A 19,380-nucleotide genomic window follows, 5' to 3' on the forward strand; every position below is an offset into this window, starting at 1 on the left:
TGAAAATTGATTAAAACATTAGGACGTTTCGCGCTGCTGGCCACAGTGGCCGTTATCCTTTCCGGGTGTATTACGCGCGGCGAGCAAGAACCCGCGCCGGTTGAACAAGCGAACCCAACGCCGCAACAGCCTGTTCCGCAGCAACCGCAGCCGTCGCAACCTGTACCGACGGTGCCCTCTGTTCCGTCGATCCCGGAGCAACCAGGGCCAATCGAACACCCTGATCAAACGACTCAGCCGACGCCGCGTGAACGTCACTATGACTGGAACAGCGCCGTACAGCCGATGATGGGGAAAATGTTGCAGGCGAGCGGCGCCTCGGCGGGTAACGTACTGCTCGTTGACAGTGTGAACAACCGGACAAACGGTTCGGTGAACACCAGCGAAGCAACTGAAACCCTGCGCAGCGCGCTGACCAACAATGGCAAGTTTACGCTGGTTTCAGCGCAGCAACTGGCAATTGCCAAGCAGCAACTGGGCCTGTCTCCGCAGGATAGTCTCGGTACACGCAGTAAAGCTATTGGTATTGCCCGCAATGTAGGGGCCCAGTACGTGCTGTATTCCAGCGCGACAGGTAATGCCAATGCGCCGACGCTGCAAATGCAACTGATGCTGGTGCAGACTGGCGAAATTGTCTGGTCAGGTAAAGGTGCGGTTCAGCAACAATAATCTTACGCGTGACGCGCTGTTGTCACGCTATTTCCCGCATTATGCTCCCGTCGAAGGCCAGGATACTGGCCTGAGTGGCGGGAGCTGTCTTATCAGCAACGGTCATCATCGTCTGGTTTTACGTCAACAGCATCAGGCGACATCGTCACCCTTTCTGCGCCAGTATCGCGCGCTTAAACGATTACCGCGCCACATCGCACCGCAACCGCACTTCTTCGCAAAAGGCTGGATGGCGATTGATTATATTCCTGGCGATGTACAAAGCAGTTTGCCGGATAGCCATAACCTGGCGGCCTTACTGTATGATCTGCATCGCTGTCCTCCCTTTGGCTGGCGTCTTAACCTGTTGCCTTTACTGGAAACGTACTGGCAGCAATGTTTGCCGTCGCGCCGTACGCTGTTCTGGCTGCAGCAATTAAAAGCACGCAGGAGCCAGGGCGAACCGCTACCCTTGCGACTGGCTCCATTACATATGGATGTTCATGCGGGTAACCTGGTGCACAGCCAGGATGGGGTGCGGTTGATCGACTGGGAGTATGCCGGTGACGGTGATATTGCGATGGAACTGGCAGGTGTCTGGACCGGGAGTGAGCATCAGCGCCGTGAACTGGTGGCTGAATACGCACGCTGTGCCATGCTCGATGAAACGCAATTATGGCGCCAGGTTGTTCACTGGCGTCCGTGGATAGCAATGCTGATGGCGGGCTGGTTTGAATGCCGTTTGCAGCAGACGGGCGATCAACAATTTATAACGCTGGCCGATGATGCATGGCGCCAGTTAAAGATGAAAGGAAAAGAGAGGTGAGTGTGGGTCCGGTCATGTTAGATGTGCAAGGCTACGAACTGGATGCGGAAGAGCGCGAAATTCTGGCGCATCCGCTGGTGGGTGGCCTGATTCTGTTTACCCGCAATTATCACGATCCGGCGCAGTTGCGCGAACTGGTACGCCAGATCCGCGCCGCGTCGCATCATCGCCTGGTGGTCGCGGTCGATCAGGAAGGGGGGCGGGTCCAGCGTTTTCGTGAAGGATTCACCCAACTGCCGGCTGCACAATCTTTTGCAGCACTGCTGGGAATGGAAGAGGGCGGCAGAGTGGCAGAAGAGGCGGGCTGGCTGATGGCAAGCGAGATGATTGCGATGGATATCGACATCAGTTTCGCGCCCGTGCTTGATGTGGGCCATATCAGCGCGGCTATTGGCGAACGTTCTTATCATGAAGATCCGGCAAAAGCGCTCTCTATCGCAGGACGTTTCATTGATGGTATGCACAGCGCGGGCATGAAAACCACCGGTAAGCATTTTCCGGGACATGGTGCGGTGACGGCCGATTCACATAAAGAGACGCCGCGCGATCCGCGTGCTCAGGCGGAGATCCGCAGCAAAGATATGGCGGTATTCCGCACGTTGATTGAACAGGGCAAGCTGGATGCGATTATGCCTGCGCACGTTATTTATACGGATGCGGATTCGCGCCCGGCCAGCGGTTCTCCCTACTGGCTGAAAACGGTGCTGCGTGGTGAACTCAATTTTGATGGCGTGATTTTTTCAGACGATTTATCGATGGAAGGCGCGGCGATCATGGGCAGCTATGCTGAGCGTGGACAGGCATCGCTGGATGCAGGTTGCGATATGATCCTGGTCTGTAATAATCGTAAGGGCGCAGTGAGTGTGTTGGATAACCTGTCGCCGATCAAAGCAGAGCGTGTTACGAAATTGTATCATAAAGGTTCATTTTCCCGTCAGGAATTGCTGAGTTCTGAACGCTGGAAGGCCGCCAACCGTGAACTGGAGCAACTCCATGCGCGTTGGCAGGAATACAAGTCGGCTCAGTGAACCTTTGTGGGCGGGGTACTGGAGTAGGGTGAGGATACAATGATCATCTATTTGCACGGTTTTGACTCAAACAGTCCTGGAAATCATGAGAAGGTGTTGCAGCTGCAATTTATCGATTCGGACGTCAGGTTGATCAGTTACAGCACGCGTCATCCGAAGCATGATATGCAGCATTTGTTAAAAGAGGTGGACAAAATGCTGCAGCTAAACGTGGATGAACGGCCGCTCATTTGCGGCGTGGGGCTGGGAGGATACTGGGCGGAGCGCATTGGTTTCCTGTGCGACATTCGGCAGGTTATGTTCAACCCTAATTTGTTCCCGTTTGAGAACATGGAAGGCAAGATCGACCGGCCGGAAGAGTACCTCGACATTGCCACCAAGTGTGTGTCGAACTTTCGCGAGAAAAATCGCGATCGCTGTCTGGCTATCCTTTCTCGCCGTGATGAAGCGCTGGACAGCCAGCGTTCATCGGACGTTCTGCACCATTACTATGAAATTGTCTGGGACGAAGAACAGACGCACAAGTTTAAAAATATCTCGCCGCACTTGCAGCGAATTAAAGCTTTTAAAACACTTGGTTAATCCCCTCAGCCCGACACTCGTCGGGCTTTGTTTTGCTGCCTTTGCCCCCATGTTTTAGCGCACGTTTTCGCCCGGTTTGTTTCATAGCAACTACACTTGTTCATCTTTTAGGCATCAAAACTTGATGCATATCAATTTTGGTATGACCAATGCACCGTTCATGTTATTCTCACTGACATCATTTGGTTTTCATGATGTAACTTGTTGTTAATTAAGAGTTATATTTATAACTTTTAATTAACAATTGGTTAATAATTTTGAGGGGGTCACGTTGACTACACCATTGAAGAAAATTGTGATTGTTGGCGGTGGTGCTGGCGGGCTTGAACTGGCGACACAGTTGGGTAAAAAATTGGGCCGCGGTAAAAAAGCAAAGGTTACGCTGGTGGATCGCAACCATAGTCACCTGTGGAAACCGCTGTTGCACGAAGTGGCAACAGGGTCGCTGGATGAAGGCGTTGATGCGCTGAGCTATCTGGCGCATGCGCGTAATCACCATTTCCAGTTCCAGTTGGGCTCGGTGGTTGATATCAATCGCGAAGCGAAGACCATCACTCTGGCAGAGTTGCGTGACGAGAAAGGCGAACTGCTGGTGCCTGAACGTAAGCTGGCGTACGACACGCTGGTAATGGCGTTAGGCAGCACTTCGAATGACTTCAACACCCCTGGCGTGAAAGAGCACTGCATTTTCCTCGATAACCCGCATCAGGCGCGCCGTTTCCACCAGGAGATGCTGAACCTGTTCCTGAAATACTCTGCCAGCCTCGGGGCAAACGGCAAAGTGAACATCGCTATCGTCGGTGGTGGTGCAACGGGAGTAGAGCTTTCTGCCGAGTTACATAACGCGGTAAAACAGTTACATAGCTATGGTTATAAAGGTCTGACCAATGAAGCGCTGAACGTGACGCTGGTGGAAGCGGGTGAGCGTATCTTGCCTGCGTTGCCGCCGCGTATTTCCGGAGCTGCGCACAATGAGCTGACCAAAATGGGCGTGCGTGTTCTGACTAAAACTATGGTTACCAGCGCCGATGAAGGCGGTCTTCATACTAAAGACGGTGAATACATCAAAGCCGACCTGATGGTCTGGGCGGCGGGTATCAAAGCGCCGGACTTTATGAAAGAGATAGGCGGCCTTGAAACGAACCGTATTAACCAGTTAGTCGTTGAGCCGACACTGCAAACTACCCGTGATGCGGACATTTATGCCATTGGCGATTGTGCTTCGTGCGCGCGTCCGGAAGGGGGCTTTGTGCCACCGCGCGCTCAGGCTGCGCACCAGATGGCCAGCCTCGCGCTGCACAACATCCTGGCGCAAATGAAAGGTAAACCGACGAAGTCCTACGTCTATAAAGATCACGGTTCGCTGGTTTCACTTTCCAACTTCTCCACCGTGGGGAGCCTGATGGGTAACCTGATGCGTGGGTCCATGATGATTGAAGGGCGTATTGCACGCTTTGTTTATATTTCACTGTACCGCATGCATCAGATTGCGCTGCATGGCTACTTCAAGACGGGGTTAATGATGCTGGTCGGCAGCATTAACCGTGTGATCCGTCCCCGCCTGAAATTGCATTAATTTGCCTGACTGCTCTCCTGCATAGCGTTGCAGGGGAGCAGTACATCCTTCTGTCATACAGTCAGTATATGCTCGGATAACTCCGAATCATGCTGGATTCTCCCTAATCTCTCCTTTTTTCCTCTCATTCCGATTGGCTTAGCACACTCCCAAGTTGCAAAATTGTTACGAATAGCAAACCAGGGAGGAAATCCTGTGAATAAATCAATGTTAGCGGGTATCGGTATTGGCGTGGCCGCTGCTCTGGGTGTCGCAGCGGTTGCAAGTATGAATGTCTTCAATCGCGGGCCGCAGTATGCGCAGGTGGTTTCCGCCACGCCAATCAAAGAATCCATCAAAACACCGCGTCAGGAGTGTCGTAATGTCACGATGACGCATCGTCGTCCGGTGCAGGATGAAAATCGCCTGACCGGTTCTGTACTGGGTGCTGTTGCCGGTGGGGTTATCGGTCATCAGTTCGGCGGGGGGCGTGGTCGCGATGTCGCCACGGTCGTCGGCGCGCTGGGCGGTGGTTACGCCGGGAATCAGGTCCAGGGCGAGATGCAGGCAAGAGATACATACACCACCACCGAGCAACGTTGTAAAACGGTGTATGACAAATCGGAAAAAATGCTGGGGTATGACGTCACTTACAAAATTGGCGACCAGCAAGGGAAGATCCGCATGGATAAAGACCCTGGAACCCAGATCCCACTGGATGACAACGGTCAGCTTATTTTGAATAACAAAGCCTAAAATAGCAGTATTGTACCCATTGGCTCCTCAATTGCTCAGGCTGAGGAGCCTTTTTTACAGGCCGAAGATTCAGATAAGATCGTGCTGGCGATAGAGCAGAAAGCCGGTAATGACCACAGAGATAAACGCGAATAAAACCGAACCACCACATACAACCCAGAGCCCGAATAACAATGTTATTACTATTAGCACTTTAAGTAATGGTAATAGCAAAATCATTTCCATTTTCCTTCTGAATGTGAATAGTCAGCCAAAGTACATAAATTCCGTATATACAATAAGATAGCGTAGGGTTAGAACAATAAATTCGCTTATGTCGTCATCCTGACGTTTATGGTTCTTTTACGACTAATGGTTAGCAGCGAAATAATTCCTGTTTAATATTAGCAAAGCGGCAAAAACGGCATGCTGTTTTCACCTATTAATATAATAGGTGAAAACGATAATTATTGCTAAGGAAGGCAAATCAGGATGTGATCAACTGGGGCCATAAACGCAGAGTGGTCGCGGAAATTTGCAGCAATTTCTCACAACTTGCCCCTTCACGTGCGCTGATAGACATGCCCTGCAACACACAGCTTAAAAACTGCGCCAGTTCCTGAACGTCCGCGTGAGCGGGGATTTCCCCCCGTTGCTGACGTTGTAGCAAAAACTTGAGCAACAGTTGTTCCTGCTGCGCATGGCGTGACTTAATGGTCTGCGCAATTGCCTGCGAAGAGGCGGCCAGCGTTGCGGAGGTATTGATCAGAAAACAGCCCGCAGGGGTTTCAGTGCTGGTAAAGCAGTGTGCCACCGCCGTGAAGTAATCCGTTAACGCCTGCGCCAGTGGTTTGTCGTCGCATAACAACTGGGCTTCATGTTTTGCTGCAAAAAGCGAGATGTAGCGATCCAGCACTGCACGGAACAGGCCTTCTTTATTCGTAAATTCCGCATACAGCGTCGGTGCTTTCGCGCCCGTTGCCTCTACGAGATCTGATAATGACGTGGCTTCGTAGCCATGCTGCCAGAATAATGCCATGGCCTTATCAAGCGCCACTTCCCTGTCGAACACTTTCGGTCGGCCACGGCTTTTTTTCATACAAGTGACTTCACTGGTCATAGTGCCGTTCAACCTTTGTTGGTTTGTTGAACAATCATTATAAAAATAAATGCTGTCAGACACCAGAGGCAAAATAGCACAAATTAATAAATTCTATCTATATGATAAATATGGATTTGTTAATTTAATTAACGTTCGTTATTAAAATGCATTGACGAGTGACATAGATCACACTTATGATTTGTCTATCGATCGTTAAGTAAATGCTTACGACGCTACTTTCATCTGCTACAGGAACAAAATCATGAAAAACGTTAAAACTCTGATCGCCGCTGCCGTACTGAGCTCACTCTCTTTTGCAAGCTTCGCTGCCGTTGAAGTTCAAAACGCACCGGCAGGCCAACAGGAAGTCGCTGTTATTGGTGCTTCTGCGGGTGCTAACCTCTCCTCTGTTGAAGATCAACTGGCACAAAAAGCCGATGAGATGGGTGCAAAATCTTTCCGTATCACCTCTGTGACCGGTTCCGATACTCTGCACGGCACCGCAGTGCTGTACAAATAAGTTAAGCCACAGAATTAACCCTCATAAAAAAGGCCTCGCAACTGCGAGGCCTTTTTTGTTATCCGGAAATTAAAGGGATTGTTGTAGCACACTGTCATGGAGAGTGACATCCACCGGCATGCCAGAGCGCACTTCCACTGCGCGTTCAAATACATCGCTTGCGCTTTGTGGCGAATCTTTGAAAGTCTGCATAGTGGCATTGAGTACAATCGGTAATGTCTTCGGGTCGTCGTCGATAGATTTTGACAGTGGTTGATGCACTTCCACCAGGCGCGTGCCGTCAGGTTCAACCGACGCTTTTATCGGTGTGTTGATAATATTCACGCGCGTACCGGGTTTGATAACGCTAAACAATGTGGCGATGTCGTTATCACGCAGACGAATACATCCGGAGCTGACGCGCATGCCAATGCCAAAATCAGCGTTGGTCCCATGAATGAGGTAGACACCACCGTACGCGGCAAGGCGAATGGCGTGGTGGCCCATCGGGTTTTCCGGCCCGGCCGGAACGACCGCCGGTAAATCTATTCCCTGGGCTTTATAACGTGCGCGAATGTTGGCCGTTGGTGTCCAGGTAGGATTAGCCCGTTTATCAGAAACGGTTGTCACCATGGTAGGCGTTAGGGTATCTCCACCCAGTTGCCCTATTCCGATAGGGTAGACGGTCACTTCGTTTTTACCCGGCGGATAATAATAGAGACGTAGCTCGGCCAGATTGATGACGATACCTTCTCGCGGCACGTCGGGTAACAATGTCTGTAACGGGATAGTCAGTACATTACCTGCGCGAGGAACATACGGATCGACGCCGGGGTTCGCCTGCAACAGGGCCAGGAAACCGACATTGTATTTTTTGGCAATCGCCTCCAGCGAACCGCCATCATTTTCTACCACGTGATACCGGTTTTCACCGACCAACCGGCTACCGGTGGGGGGTAAAGGCCAGGTATTCGCCTTCGCGGGTAAAACGAGCGTGGCGGCGAGGAAAACCGCCCAGAGGACAAAACGGGAATTATTAATCATTACCATAATCCATGTAATTAATAAGGTTATTTGCAGGCGCAAGTAATGAAATTATGGGGGGAGGGAATGTCGGGAAGTCCTGGAAGAGTGCAAAGTGTTTGTAAATATTTCAAAAAAGCGGGCCAGTGATGATAACTGGCCCGCAGAACACTATGCCATTGCGTTTTCTTCAAGCTGTCGCATGAAGTTGCGTACCCACTCCATGCGTGTTTTGCGTTCCGTCAGCTCCTGGAAGAACTTCAGGCGTGTCGGGCCATCAAGGCGGAAATGTTTAGGCTGCTTTTGCAGCAGGCCGATAAGCCATGCGGGATTGACATGGTTTTTTTCATTGAACTCAATCGTGCCGCCTTTTTCATTCCCTTCAAGCTTACGAATCCCCAATTTCTGGGCCTGTTGACGCAGCCGCGCAATATCAAGCAGGTTTCGCGCGGCGTCAGGCAGCAGACCAAAACGGTCGATCAGCTCCACTTTAATCTCATCGAGCTCATTTTCACTCTTCGCACTGGCAATGCGCTTGTAGAAAGAGAGACGAGTATTGACGTCGGGAATAAAATCATCCGGCAGCAGGGAAGGCATGCGCAGTTCGACTTCTGTTTGCTGGCTGGTGAGATCTTCAAGCGATGGCTCTCGCCCGGCTTTGAGCGCATCGACCGCATTTTCCAGCAGCTCCATGTACAGTGAAAAGCCGATGGTCTCCATTGAACCGCTCTGATCTTCTCCCAGCAGTTCGCCAGCCCCGCGGATTTCCAGATCGTGGGTCGCCAGTGCGAAACCCGCACCTAAATCTTCCAGCGAGGCAATCGCTTCGAGACGCTTTTGCGCATCGGTGGTCATCGCTTTCGGATGCGGCGTCAGCAGCCAGGCATAGGCCTGATGGTGCGAACGTCCCACGCGGCCACGTAACTGGTGGAGCTGCGCCAGGCCAAAGTGATCGGCACGTTCAATAATGATCGTGTTCGCGGTAGGAATGTCGATCCCGGTCTCGATAATCGTGGTACACACCAGCACATTAAAACGCTGGTGGTGGAAATCATTCATTACCCGTTCCAGTTCGCGCTCACGCATCTGCCCGTGGCCGATGGCGATGCGCGCTTCCGGAACCAGTTCCGCCAGTCTGTCGGCGGCTTTCTGAATATTTTCGACATCGTTATAAAGGTAGTAAACCTGCCCACCACGCAGGACTTCACGCAGTATTGCCTCGCGCACTACCAGACTGTCATATTCGCGAACGAAGGTTTTCACTGCCAGGCGGCGCGCAGGTGGGGTGGCAATGATCGACAGATCGCGCATACCGCTCATGGCCATATTGAGTGTACGCGGAATGGGTGTTGCGGTTAACGTGAGGATATCTACGTCAGCACGCATCGCTTTAATCCGCTCTTTATGACGCACGCCGAAGCGGTGTTCTTCATCGACGATCAGCAGCCCCAGGTCTTTCCACTTCACATCGTTTTGCAGCAGCTTATGGGTGCCGATAAGAATATCAATCTTGCCCTCAGCCGCCTGCTCCAGCACTTGTGTCTGTTCTTTCGCGCTACGAAAACGTGAGAGCATCTCCACCCGCACTGGCCAGTTAGCGAAGCGGTCGCGGAAATTGTCGAAATGCTGCTGAGCGAGCAGGGTGGTGGGGACCAGCACGGCTACCTGCTTGTTGTTTTCGACAGCGAGGAAGGCGGCACGCATTGCCACTTCGGTTTTACCGAAGCCGACATCGCCACACACCAGGCGGTCCATAGCCAGCGGCTGGCACATGTCACTCAACACCGCGTTAATGGCTTGCGCCTGGTCTGGTGTGGTTTCAAACGGGAAGCTGTCGCAGAAAAGCTGATATTGTTCGCGATCGTGTTTAAATGCAAAGCCGGACTTCGCGGCGCGTTGGGCATAGATATCCAACAATTCCGCCGCCACATCCCGGACTTTTTCTGCCGCTTTCTGCCGCGCGCGGGCCCATGCATCGCCGCCCAGTTTATGCAGCGGCGCGCTCTCCTCGGCACCACCGGCATAGCGGCTAATCAGATGCAACGACGAGACCGGCACGTAAAGTTTGGCATCCCCGGCATAGGTCAGCATCAGGTATTCGCCTTTAATGCCGCCCGCTTCAAGCGTGGTCATTCCCGCATAGCGTCCAACCCCATGTTCCAGATGCACCACCGGCTGGCCAGGGTGCAGTTCAGCGAGGTTGCGGATCAGCGTATCGGGGTTAATCGTGCGGCGTGTATCCTGGCGACGGCGGGCAACGCGCTCGCCCAGCAGATCGCTTTCGCAAATCAGTGCCCGGTTACGTAGCGTGTCGATAAAGCCATGTTCTGCGGAGCCAATGATCAGATAGCGCCCTGTATCTTGCGCGTCATCCAGCCGGGTAATGCGCTTCGGCGCCACCTTGATGCGTGAGAGGAGTTCTCCCAGCGCTTCGCGACGCCCCTCGCTCTCGACCGAAAAGACGACCGGACCGGTAAAGGATTCAAGGAATTTGCGTAAATTATCCAACGGTGATTTTTGCTGTGCCTGAACGGCCAAATCCGGCAACGTCCGGTAACCGAGGTTTACATTGGCGGTTTTGTCTGCCAGGTTTTCGGTTTTGAGTTGCACGCGCGGCCAGCGCTTGAGTTCGCTGAACAGTTCATCAACCCGCAGCCACAGTAATTCCGGCGCCAGCAAAGGGCGCATAGGGTCCACGCCACGGTTTTCGAAGCGCGCCTGGGTCTCCTGGCTAAAGCGCTCAGCGCTGTTTTCAATGTCACCCGTGTTGACCAGTAGCGTATTGTCCGGCAAATAGCTAAACAACGACGGCAAAGGCTCACTGAAAAACAGTGGCTGCCAGTATTCAATACCGGTTGGCAAAGTGCCTTTGCTCACCTGTTGGTAGATATGTTCGGCATCGCGCTTGACGTCGAACTTATCTCGCCACTGGCTGCGAAACAGTTCGATGGCGGTCTTATCCGTCGGGAATTCGTGAGCAGGCAGTAAATTGATGGCTTCGACCTCTTCCAGCGTACGCTGGCTGTCCGCATCGAACAGGCGAAGACTGTCAATTTCATCATCAAAGAAATCAAGGCGATAAGGCTGTGCGCTGCCCATTGGGAAGAGATCCAGCAGCGCCCCGCGAGTCGCGTATTCGCCGTGTTCCATAACCTGATCAACGTGGCGATACCCTGCGCTGTCCAGTTGCGCGCGCAGCGCGTCACGGGACAGACGCTGACCTTTTTTCATGACCAACGCGTGACCGTGCAAATAGCTATGCGGGCAGACGCGCTGCATCAAGGTATTCACCGATACAATCAGCACACCACGCTGCATAGAGGGCAACTGGTAGAGCGTGGAGAGACGAGAGGAGATAATTTCCTGATGCGGCGAGAAACTGTCATACGGCAGTGTCTCCCAGTCAGCAAGATTCATCACCAGGTTGTCGGTGAACTGGGTAATTTCGTCATGCAGACGCAGGGCATTTTGCATATCCGGCGCAATCAATACCACCGGACCTTTATGGCGCTCAATGATTTCCGCGACTTCGGTGGCGCAGGCTGCACCAGTCAGTTCGCCAAGCTGGCGCTGCTCGCCAGCTTTGGCGGGCAGCGAATAACGGTATTGTTCAGGCATAGATAGGGTCTGGGTCTCTTATGGATATGCCCCTTGTTATGGGGGCATATCACTGATACGCAATCCCTTTATTATCCGCGATTGTGCACTATTCGCCAACCTCAACACATGCGCTTATCGTGCCTGCAGAGGTGAGGCCATCCTGGCAGGTGGAGTGAAAAGCAGATCGGCAAAGATTGCCGAAGAGATTTTCCGTATACACAAGCCAACCAGCGTACAGATGACGAGGCTACAGAACGGATAGAGCAATACGATGGTGAGCTCGAAGGCAGGCGACCAGCGCCCGTCATTCATCGGGGTTAACAACGCAAGACTGAGCGCTTCGATCAGAATGCGATGCGTGGTGTAGATGGCAAGCGTATTGCTGCCCACGATATTCAGCAGTGCGTTTTCGCGTGAGCCAACGCGCTCTTCCAGCGCGCGGAACAGACGCAAAATCAGCACAATCGACAGCAAGCTCAAGGGTAATGGCACATTTAAAAACCATAGCGCCACCGCAGCAAGTAACGCCACCGCCAGCATAATGGCGTAGCGGCGAAAAGAGAGGCGTTTAATCGCATCCATAATAGCATCGCCAAACCATGCCCCCAGGCTGTAGTAGATCATGTTGCGCAGTACGCTATTCATACCCCACCAGGGCGAGGGCAAAAAGTTAATCGCCACGCTCAGCAGTGTCATGGCGACCAGTGCTGCAAGTGACCAGCGGCTCAACAATTTACACAGAATAAAATAGACAACCAGCGCGTAGAGATACCACAGGCTGGTACTGGCGGTGAGCATTCCCTTGATAAAGTCTGAAGGGGTATCCGCATAGGCGGCGTTGGACGCATTGCTTAAATCGCGCGTGGGTGCCAGCCAGTCATTAATATGGCTGAGCGCCAGCCACTGCAGCACACCCCAGACGACAAGCACATAAAAGATACTCCAGATACGCTTGTCGATCGCCTCCTTCCATGGCACCTCATCAATGTAGCGTCGAATCAGATAGCCAGAGAGAAAAAAGAACACGGGCATGCGGAAGGGGGCAAGATAAAGATTAAAGTAGATCCAGCACTTTGCGAGCGTTTCCGACCACGCGTGACCAAATGTGGTGAGGTGCGGGTAAAACGTAATGACTGAGTGATAGATGACCACCAGGCAGATACATAATCCCTTGATTTGATTGATCCATAGAGTCTTTTTTTTCATCGTCTTTCGCCGTTTGTATTACAAAGTTCGGCGTTTATCCTGATGGCGACGCCATGGGGTGTAACGGGAAACAGTCTGTATTTCCTCATTTTTCGGATAAATATCAGACGGAGAGTGATAAATGAACTCTCTGTGGGTAGCAAAATGCGTAAAAGTCGCGCAACTAGTAATTTGATTTATCGGATTTTTTCCTGCCCTCAGAGATGTCCGCTTACCGTTTCACTCATTTACGCTCTACGCTTTCGCTTATATACTCCGGAGTCTGCTAACAGCAACCAGACGGATTTCATGTACCAGCCTGTCACTCTCTTTATCGGCCTGCGCTATATGCGTGGGCGCGCAGCCGACCGCTTCGGTCGTTTCGTTTCCTGGCTGTCGACCATTGGCATTACGCTTGGCGTAATGGCTCTGGTGACAGTGCTGTCGGTCATGAATGGCTTTGAGCGCGAACTGCAAAATAACATCCTGGGGCTGATGCCGCAGGCCGTCATCACCGCGCAAAACGGCTCTATCAATCCTGAACAATTACCGGCCAATGGGCTCAAATTGCAGGGTGTCAATCGCATTGCGCCGCTGAGTACCGGTGATGTCGTTCTGCAAAGTGCGCGCAGCGTGGCCGTGGGTGTCATGTTGGGTATCGATCCGGCGCAAAAAGATCCGCTGACCCCGTACCTGGTCAACGTGCAGCAATCTTCGCTGGAAGCCGGGCAGTACAACGTGATCCTCGGTGAAGGGCTGGCCGGGCAATTAGGCGTCAATCGTGGCGACCAGATTCGCGTCATGGTGCCGTCCGCCAGCCAGTTCACCCCAATGGGGCGTTTACCCAGCCAGCGTCTGTTTACCGTCGTCGGAACCTTTGCTGCCAGCAGTGAAGTCGATGACTATCAGATGCTGGTCAATATTCAGGATGCGTCCCGTCTGTTGCGTTACCCCGCAGGCAATATTACCGGTTGGCGTTTATGGCTGGATGCACCGTTGCAGGTTGATGTTCTGAGCCAGCAAACGCTGCCGCAAGGGACCAAATGGCAAGACTGGCGCGAGCGGAAAGGCGAGTTATTCCAGGCCGTACGTATGGAGAAAAACATGATGGGGCTGCTGCTAAGCCTGATTATTGCGGTGGCGGCCTTTAATATCATTACCTCCCTTGGCCTGATGGTGATGGAAAAACAAGGCGAGGTGGCGATCCTGCAAACTCAGGGGTTGACCCCGCGTCAGATCATGGCGGTCTTTATGGTGCAGGGTGCCAGCGCGGGCATCATTGGTGCGCTGCTGGGGGCCGGGCTTGGCGCACTGCTGGCCAGCCAGTTGAATAATCTAATGCCGGTCATCGGTGCGTTTCTTGATGGCGCTGCGCTGCCGGTAGCCATCGAACCGTTACAGGTAGTTGTTATTGCGCTGGTGGCCATGGCCATCGCGTTGCTGTCTACGCTTTATCCTTCCTGGCGCGCTGCCGCTACCCAACCCGCTGAGGCTTTACGTTATGAATAAGATCCTGTTGCAATGCGACCACCTGTGCAAACGCTATCAGGAAGGGAAAGTGCAAACCGATGTGTTGCACGATGTAAGCTTTAGCGTGGGTGAGGGTGAGCTGATGGCGATTGTCGGCAGCTCCGGTTCCGGTAAAAGTACGCTCCTGCATCTGTTAGGCGGGCTCGACACGCCCACCTCCGGCGAAGTGACCTTCGATAATCAACAACTGAGCAAACTCTCCTCTGCGGCGAAAGCGGAGCTACGCAACCGCGAGCTGGGCTTTATCTACCAGTTTCACCACCTGCTGCCCGATTTTACCGCGCTGGAAAACGTCGCGATGCCGCTGCTGATTGGTAAGCATAAAGCGGCAGAAATTGATGTCCGGGCGCGGGAAATGCTACGCGCGGTTGGGCTTGAGCATCGCGCCAGCCATCGCCCCTCAGAGCTGTCTGGCGGTGAGCGTCAGCGCGTGGCGATTGCTCGTGCGCTGGTCAATAACCCACGTCTGGTGCTGGCGGACGAACCGACCGGCAACCTGGATGCCCGTAATGCGGACAGTATCTTCCAGTTGTTGGGCGAACTGAATGCGTCGCAGGGCACCGCGTTCCTGGTGGTCACACACGATCTGCAACTGGCGAAACGGATGAGCCGCCAGTTGGAGATGCGCGATGGCCGCCTGAGCACAGAAATGACCCTGATGGGGGCTGAGTGATGGCGTCTCCCCTGTCATTACTGATTGGCCTGCGTTTTAGCCGTGGTCGCCGCCGCAGCGGCATGGTGTCGCTGATTTCCGTCATCTCCACCGTGGGGATTTCGCTTGGCGTTGCGGTGTTGATCGTCGGGCTCAGCGCAATGAACGGCTTCGAACGCGAGCTCAATAATCGTATTCTGGCGGTGGTACCCCATGGCGAAATCGAGCCGGTGAATCAGCCGTGGAATAACTGGAACGACGCGCTGGCAAAAGTGGAAAAAGTGCCGGGCATTGTCGCCGCCGCACCCTATATTAATTTCACCGGGCTTGTGGAGAGCGGTACCAATTTGCGAGCGATTCAGGTGAAGGGGGTAAACCCTGAACAGGAATCCCGTCTGAGCGCATTACCGAATTTTGTGCAGGCTGATGCCTGGCGCAATTTTAAACCCGGTGAGCAGCAGATTATCCTTGGTAAGGGTGTCGCCGATGCGCTGAACGTGAAACAGGGCGATTGGGTATCGATAATGATCCCTAATTCCGACACCGACCATAAATTGCTGCAGCCAAAACGCGTCAGACTGCATGTCACCGGCGTATTGCAATTGAGCGGACAACTCGACCATGCGTTTGCGATGATCCCCATGGAAGACGCCCAGCAGTATCTGGATATGGGCAGCAGCGTTACGGGCATTGCCATTAAGGTGAAGGACGTCTTTAACGCGAACACGCTGGTGCGTAGTGCCGGTGAAGTCACCAACAGCTATGTCTATATTAAAAGCTGGATCGGTAAATACGGCTATATGTATCGCGATATTCAGATGATCCGCGCCATTATGTATCTGGCGATGGTGCTGGTGATCGGTGTCGCCTGTTTTAATATTGTCTCCACGCTGGTGATGGCGGTAAAAGATAAGAGCAGTGATATCGCCGTGCTACGTACATTAGGGGCAAAAGATGGCCTGATCCGGGCTATCTTCGTCTGGTACGGGCTGCTGGCAGGTCTGCTGGGCAGTGTGATCGGTGCGGTGATCGGCGTGGTAGCGTCACTGCAATTGACCGCGATTATTCGCGTGATTGAGAAGATGATTGGTCACCAATTTTTATCCGGCGATATCTACTTTATTGATTTTCTACCGTCGGAGCTGCACGCACTGGATGTGGTGTATGTGCTGGTCACCGCTCTGGTGCTGAGTCTGTTGGCAAGCTGGTATCCGGCGCGCCGGGCAAGCAATATCGATCCGGCGAGGGTATTGAGCGGACAATAATAAGAAGCACAAAGGAGAGGCGATGTATTACGGATTTGATATCGGCGGAAGCAAGATAGCGCTGGGGGTATTTGATGATACCCGACGTTTGCAATGGGAAAAGCGCGTCGCCACACCGAAAGACAGTTACGAGACGTTTTTAACGACGATTGCTCAACTGGTAGCCGAAGCCGATGCGCGCTTCGGCGGCCAGGGCAGTGTTGGCATTGGTATTCCGGGTATGCCGGAAACCGCCGATGGTACCCTCTATGCCGCCAATGTGCCTGCCGCCAGCGGTCGTCCGCTGCGCAAAGATTTGAGCGTAAGGCTCGCACGTGATGTCCGCCTTGATAATGACGCCAACTGTTTTGCCCTTTCCGAAGCCTGGGATGATGAATTTCGCCAATACCCGATTGTAATGGGCCTGATCCTGGGCACCGGCGTTGGTGGTGGCATTGTCGCCAACGGCCAGACGCTTAAGGGCCGCAGCTATATCACCGGCGAGTTTGGTCATATTCGCCTGCCGGTTGATGCGATGGCGCTAATGGGCTTTGATTTTCCGCTGACACGCTGTGGCTGTGGCAAACTGGGCTGTATCGAAAATTATCTGTCCGGGCGCGGCTTTGCCTGGCTGTACCAACATTACTACCATCAATCATTGTCTTCTCCGGAAATCATCGCACGTTGGGAGCAGGGTGACGCGCAGGCGAAAGCCCATGTTGAACGCTATGCTGATTTGCTGGCGGTGTGTCTTGGGAATATCCTGACGATAGTGGATCCGGATTTACTGGTTATCGGTGGCGGCTTATCGAATTTCTCTGCTCTGACGTCGTTACTGGCGGCGCGTTTACCGCCACACTTGTTACCGGTAGCCCGGATACCCCGCATTGAACGTGCTCGCCACGGCGATGCTGGCGGCATGCGTGGCGCCGCTTTCCTTCATCTTACTGATTAATCCTGAGAGGATGATATGCAGTCTCGTCGGTCACATCGTCTCAGCTGTTTTCGCCGTAATAAACGCCGTTTGCGTGAGCGCTTACGCCAGCGGATCTTTTTCAGAGACCAGGTGGTGCCGGAAGTGATGGAAAAACCGAGAGTAGTGGTACTAACGGGGGCGGGTATCTCCGCAGAATCAGGCATTCGCACCTTCCGCGCCGCGGACGGTTTGTGGGAAGAACATCATGTGGAAGATGTGGCGACGCCAGAAGGTTTTGCCCGCAATCCACAACTGGTGCAGTCGTTCTATAATGCGCGTCGCCAGCAGCTCCAGTTACCGGAGATTGCGCCCAACCCGGCACATCTGGCGCTGGCGAAGCTGGAAGATATCCTCGGCGATCGCTTTTTACTGGTGACGCAGAATATTGACAACCTGCACGAACGTGCCGGAAACCACCATATCATCCATATGCACGGCGAATTGCTGAAAGTGCGCTGTTCGCAGAGCGGGCAGGTGCTGACGTGGACTCAGGACGTTACCCCGGAAGACAAATGCCATTGCTGCCAGTTTCCCGCACCGCTACGCCCCCATGTGGTCTGGTTTGGTGAGATGCCGCTCGGGATGGATGAGATTTATCATGCGCTCGCAATGGCCGATGTGTTTATCGCTATAGGTACCTCCGGCCATGTCTATCCAGCGGCTGGTTTTGTCCATGAGGCCAAACTGCACGGCGCACATACCGTTGAGTTAAATCTTGAACCAAGCCAGGTGGGCAGCGAGTTTGAAGAGAAGCATTATGGCCTCGCCAGCGAAGTGGTGCCGGAATATGTTGAGAAGCTGCTGAAAGGGCTGTAAGGCCTGTCTCTCTCAAAAAATGAGGGCGTTTTCCCGGGTGCGCTCACGCTTGCCCGGGCCGTTTCGTAGCCCACGGATAAGGCAGCGCCGCACCCGGAGGCCGGGAGCGCTAGGGGTTATCTGCGCTATGCCGTTTCCTTGTCCATAGCCATACCGCGAAAAACGTTGTCACGCCTATCATCAGCGCCCACCCCAGGGAGATATTCGCAACCGACACCGCCCGGTTAGCCAACCACAGGCAAAACGCCTGCCAGCCGATATTGCCGATGGTCATTGCCAGGGTGAACTTCATCGCGTAGCGAAAACGGCTGGTGTAGTTAAAAAGCATCATAAAGGCTATCCAGGCGCAGGCCCAGGCCATAAAACCAAAGCTGTTGCCGGCAACGCTGTCCGGCCCGTTCTGTTCCGGCGGCGGATACCATCTCAGCGGCGGCGTCGGCTGGTTTGTCAGCGCCGCTTCCAGCACATCCAGCGCGGTGTTGACCCCCTGGAACATCAGGCCGCGATGAAAGTACGCCAGCGTCTGGTTCTCGACCATCAAGCGCAATATATGGTCCGGCAGTTGCTGCGCCGCCTGATAGCTGCCGACCAGCAGCACCTGCGGCTTTTGGGTGGTAATCACAATCATTACGCTCCCCGTCATCTCGGGCTGGTTTGCCGTTGCCCGCGCCAGCATTCTTTTGCCGTCACGCAGCAGGCTTGCCTCATTCATAGCGGGAACCACCAGAATATAGAGTGCTATCCCGGTGCGCTGGCGGAACAATTCTGCTTTGTGGGTAAGCATCTCCGCGCCGGGCACCGTACCGGTGACATCGGTAAAAAGGGTTCGCATTATTGGCACCGGCGCGGCGCTGAGCGCCGCCAGCGGCAGGAGCAGCGTGAGCAGAATTAAAAGCCTTTTCATTTGCGCCCCCTCCGTTTCGCCCGACGCTTTTTGCGCGGGGAATCACTTAAGAACAGCGCGACGGCGATGAAAACAACCCCGCCGATGGCAAACAGCCCCCAGGCAAAGGCGTTAACCCACAGGCTGTTAATCTCCGCCTTATGTGGCTGACCCGGCGGGAAGGCCACCCCAACCGCATCGCCTTCGCTATGTTCATAAAAAACGCTGCCAATGGAAGATTCAAAAACCAGGGTATATTGCGGGGTAGGGCGAAAAGCCACCACCGGGAACCAGGCGCCGCTGTTGCCGACGCTACGCGGGTGGTTGTTGCGCCAGACAGTATCGACGATCAGGCCATCAGTATGTACGGCGTCGCGGGCGTCACGAAACTGTGAGTAAACAATAGCTGCGGCGATGAGCAGCAGTATGGCGCCCAGCGCGGTAAAAATGCGGCGAAAAACCTTCGCGTCCTGCTGCATGCGTACCCTTCCTTTGT

The 19,380-nt window shown here is 53.6% G+C and carries 18 protein-coding genes; 12 read left to right on the forward strand and 6 right to left on the reverse strand.

Translation table 11 applies throughout. The annotated features are described in order from the left end of the window. Positions 1–6 precede the first annotated feature (6 nt). The 6 genes from lpoB to ABU190_RS10490 all read left to right on the forward strand — a co-directional run bounded on the left by lpoB (position 7) and on the right by ABU190_RS10490 (position 5,395). Positions 7–669, forward strand: a complete 663-nt coding sequence (lpoB, locus tag ABU190_RS10465) for a penicillin-binding protein activator LpoB (RefSeq protein WP_296428141.1) — start codon at positions 7–9, stop codon at positions 667–669. Beyond that, a complete protein-coding gene (gene thiK, locus ABU190_RS10470) occupies positions 650–1,474 on the forward strand; it encodes a thiamine kinase (protein WP_354691251.1) in 825 nt (274 codons plus the stop codon). The genes lpoB and thiK overlap by 20 nt, the downstream gene beginning before the upstream one ends. 2 nt (positions 1,475–1,476) lie before the next feature. Then, the gene (gene nagZ, locus ABU190_RS10475; protein WP_071195478.1) at positions 1,477–2,502 is read left to right on the forward strand and encodes a beta-N-acetylhexosaminidase; all 1,026 of its coding nucleotides are present in this window, start codon (positions 1,477–1,479) and stop codon (positions 2,500–2,502) included. Positions 2,503–2,541: 39 nt separating this feature from the next. Beyond that, positions 2,542–3,084: an alpha/beta hydrolase YcfP gene (gene ycfP, locus ABU190_RS10480; RefSeq protein WP_354691252.1), complete on the forward strand. Its 543-nt coding sequence runs from the start codon at positions 2,542–2,544 to the stop codon at positions 3,082–3,084. Positions 3,085–3,355: 271 nt separating this feature from the next. Beyond that, positions 3,356–4,660, forward strand: coding sequence for an NAD(P)/FAD-dependent oxidoreductase (locus tag ABU190_RS10485; protein WP_041851712.1), 1,305 nt, complete (start codon positions 3,356–3,358; stop codon positions 4,658–4,660). A 195-nt stretch (positions 4,661–4,855) separates the two neighbouring features. After that, positions 4,856–5,395, forward strand: a complete 540-nt coding sequence (locus ABU190_RS10490) for a glycine zipper 2TM domain-containing protein (RefSeq protein ID WP_041851711.1) — start codon at positions 4,856–4,858, stop codon at positions 5,393–5,395. Between the two features lie 466 nt (positions 5,396–5,861). Here the strand turns inward: ABU190_RS10490 and ABU190_RS10495 are convergent, their stop codons facing one another. Continuing rightward, positions 5,862–6,494, reverse strand: coding sequence for a TetR/AcrR family transcriptional regulator (locus tag ABU190_RS10495; RefSeq protein ID WP_354691253.1), 633 nt, complete (start codon positions 6,492–6,494; stop codon positions 5,862–5,864). Between the two features lie 244 nt (positions 6,495–6,738). Here ABU190_RS10495 and bhsA point away from each other — a divergent pair, with 244 nt between their 5' ends. After that, positions 6,739–6,996, forward strand: coding sequence for a multiple stress resistance protein BhsA (gene bhsA / locus ABU190_RS10500; RefSeq protein WP_041851709.1), 258 nt, complete (start codon positions 6,739–6,741; stop codon positions 6,994–6,996). Positions 6,997–7,065: 69 nt separating this feature from the next. Here the strand turns inward: bhsA and ABU190_RS10505 are convergent, their stop codons facing one another. From ABU190_RS10505 to ABU190_RS10515, 3 genes are all read right to left on the reverse strand, one after another. Further along, on the reverse strand, positions 7,066–8,019 hold the full coding sequence (locus ABU190_RS10505) for a L,D-transpeptidase family protein (protein WP_354691254.1): 954 nt from the start codon (positions 8,017–8,019) through the stop codon (positions 7,066–7,068). A gap of 150 nt (positions 8,020–8,169) precedes the next feature. Next, positions 8,170–11,616: a transcription-repair coupling factor gene (mfd, locus tag ABU190_RS10510; protein WP_354691255.1), complete on the reverse strand. Its 3,447-nt coding sequence runs from the start codon at positions 11,614–11,616 to the stop codon at positions 8,170–8,172. 114 nt (positions 11,617–11,730) lie between these two features. Beyond that, on the reverse strand, positions 11,731–12,804 hold the full coding sequence (locus ABU190_RS10515; protein ID WP_354691256.1) for an acyltransferase family protein: 1,074 nt from the start codon (positions 12,802–12,804) through the stop codon (positions 11,731–11,733). 288 nt (positions 12,805–13,092) lie between these two features. Between ABU190_RS10515 and lolC the strand changes: the two genes are divergently transcribed. From lolC to cobB, 5 genes are read left to right on the forward strand one after another with little or no spacing between them, the layout of a single operon-like run. Further along, complete coding sequence (lolC, locus tag ABU190_RS10520) at positions 13,093–14,292, forward strand: lipoprotein-releasing ABC transporter permease subunit LolC (protein WP_354691257.1); 1,200 nt, start codon at positions 13,093–13,095, stop codon at positions 14,290–14,292. Next, positions 14,285–14,986: a lipoprotein-releasing ABC transporter ATP-binding protein LolD gene (lolD, locus tag ABU190_RS10525; RefSeq protein ID WP_041851705.1), complete on the forward strand. Its 702-nt coding sequence runs from the start codon at positions 14,285–14,287 to the stop codon at positions 14,984–14,986. Before lolC ends, lolD begins: the two co-directional genes overlap by 8 nt. Then, the gene (lolE, locus tag ABU190_RS10530) at positions 14,986–16,230 is read left to right on the forward strand and encodes a lipoprotein-releasing ABC transporter permease subunit LolE (RefSeq protein WP_271849050.1); all 1,245 of its coding nucleotides are present in this window, start codon (positions 14,986–14,988) and stop codon (positions 16,228–16,230) included. The genes lolD and lolE overlap by 1 nt, the downstream gene beginning before the upstream one ends. A gap of 22 nt (positions 16,231–16,252) precedes the next feature. Next, entirely contained in the window at positions 16,253–17,164 is a 912-nt protein-coding gene (nagK, locus tag ABU190_RS10535) for an N-acetylglucosamine kinase (protein WP_071195431.1), read from the forward strand. Between the two features lie 15 nt (positions 17,165–17,179). After that, a complete protein-coding gene (gene cobB / locus ABU190_RS10540; RefSeq protein ID WP_041851702.1) occupies positions 17,180–18,001 on the forward strand; it encodes a Sir2 family NAD+-dependent deacetylase in 822 nt (273 codons plus the stop codon). A 109-nt stretch (positions 18,002–18,110) separates the two neighbouring features. Here the strand turns inward: cobB and ABU190_RS10545 are convergent, their stop codons facing one another. Both ABU190_RS10545 and ABU190_RS10550 read right to left on the reverse strand, forming a co-directional pair. Next, complete coding sequence (locus ABU190_RS10545) at positions 18,111–18,905, reverse strand: TPM domain-containing protein (RefSeq protein WP_354691258.1); 795 nt, start codon at positions 18,903–18,905, stop codon at positions 18,111–18,113. Beyond that, a complete protein-coding gene (locus ABU190_RS10550; protein WP_041851700.1) occupies positions 18,902–19,363 on the reverse strand; it encodes a DUF3592 domain-containing protein in 462 nt (153 codons plus the stop codon). The genes ABU190_RS10545 and ABU190_RS10550 overlap by 4 nt, the downstream gene beginning before the upstream one ends. Positions 19,364–19,380 lie beyond the last annotated feature (17 nt).

The organism is Phytobacter sp. RSE-02 (assembly GCF_040578655.1).
Taxonomy (GTDB): Bacteria; Pseudomonadota; Gammaproteobacteria; order Enterobacterales; family Enterobacteriaceae; genus Phytobacter; species Phytobacter diazotrophicus.

What these genes read in the sequence shown, in the direction of transcription:
- cobB (WP_041851702.1), top strand. Translation starts at nt 17,180, where the DNA reads ATGCAGTCTCGTCGGTCACATCGTCTCAGCTGTTTTCGCCGTAATAAA.
- ABU190_RS10550 (WP_041851700.1), bottom strand. Translation starts at nt 19,363, where the DNA reads ATGCAGCAGGACGCGAAGGTTTTTCGCCGCATTTTTACCGCGCTGGGC.
- lolE (WP_271849050.1), top strand. Translation starts at nt 14,986, where the DNA reads ATGGCGTCTCCCCTGTCATTACTGATTGGCCTGCGTTTTAGCCGTGGT.
- lolD (WP_041851705.1), top strand. Translation starts at nt 14,285, where the DNA reads ATGAATAAGATCCTGTTGCAATGCGACCACCTGTGCAAACGCTATCAG.
- ABU190_RS10515 (WP_354691256.1), bottom strand. Translation starts at nt 12,804, where the DNA reads ATGAAAAAAAAGACTCTATGGATCAATCAAATCAAGGGATTATGTATC.
- nagK (WP_071195431.1), top strand. Translation starts at nt 16,253, where the DNA reads ATGTATTACGGATTTGATATCGGCGGAAGCAAGATAGCGCTGGGGGTA.
- ABU190_RS10495 (WP_354691253.1), bottom strand. Translation starts at nt 6,494, where the DNA reads ATGACCAGTGAAGTCACTTGTATGAAAAAAAGCCGTGGCCGACCGAAA.
- lolC (WP_354691257.1), top strand. Translation starts at nt 13,093, where the DNA reads ATGTACCAGCCTGTCACTCTCTTTATCGGCCTGCGCTATATGCGTGGG.
- ABU190_RS10545 (WP_354691258.1), bottom strand. Translation starts at nt 18,905, where the DNA reads ATGAAAAGGCTTTTAATTCTGCTCACGCTGCTCCTGCCGCTGGCGGCG.
- ABU190_RS10505 (WP_354691254.1), bottom strand. Translation starts at nt 8,019, where the DNA reads ATGATTAATAATTCCCGTTTTGTCCTCTGGGCGGTTTTCCTCGCCGCC.
- mfd (WP_354691255.1), bottom strand. Translation starts at nt 11,616, where the DNA reads ATGCCTGAACAATACCGTTATTCGCTGCCCGCCAAAGCTGGCGAGCAG.
- ycfP (WP_354691252.1), top strand. Translation starts at nt 2,542, where the DNA reads ATGATCATCTATTTGCACGGTTTTGACTCAAACAGTCCTGGAAATCAT.
- bhsA (WP_041851709.1), top strand. Translation starts at nt 6,739, where the DNA reads ATGAAAAACGTTAAAACTCTGATCGCCGCTGCCGTACTGAGCTCACTC.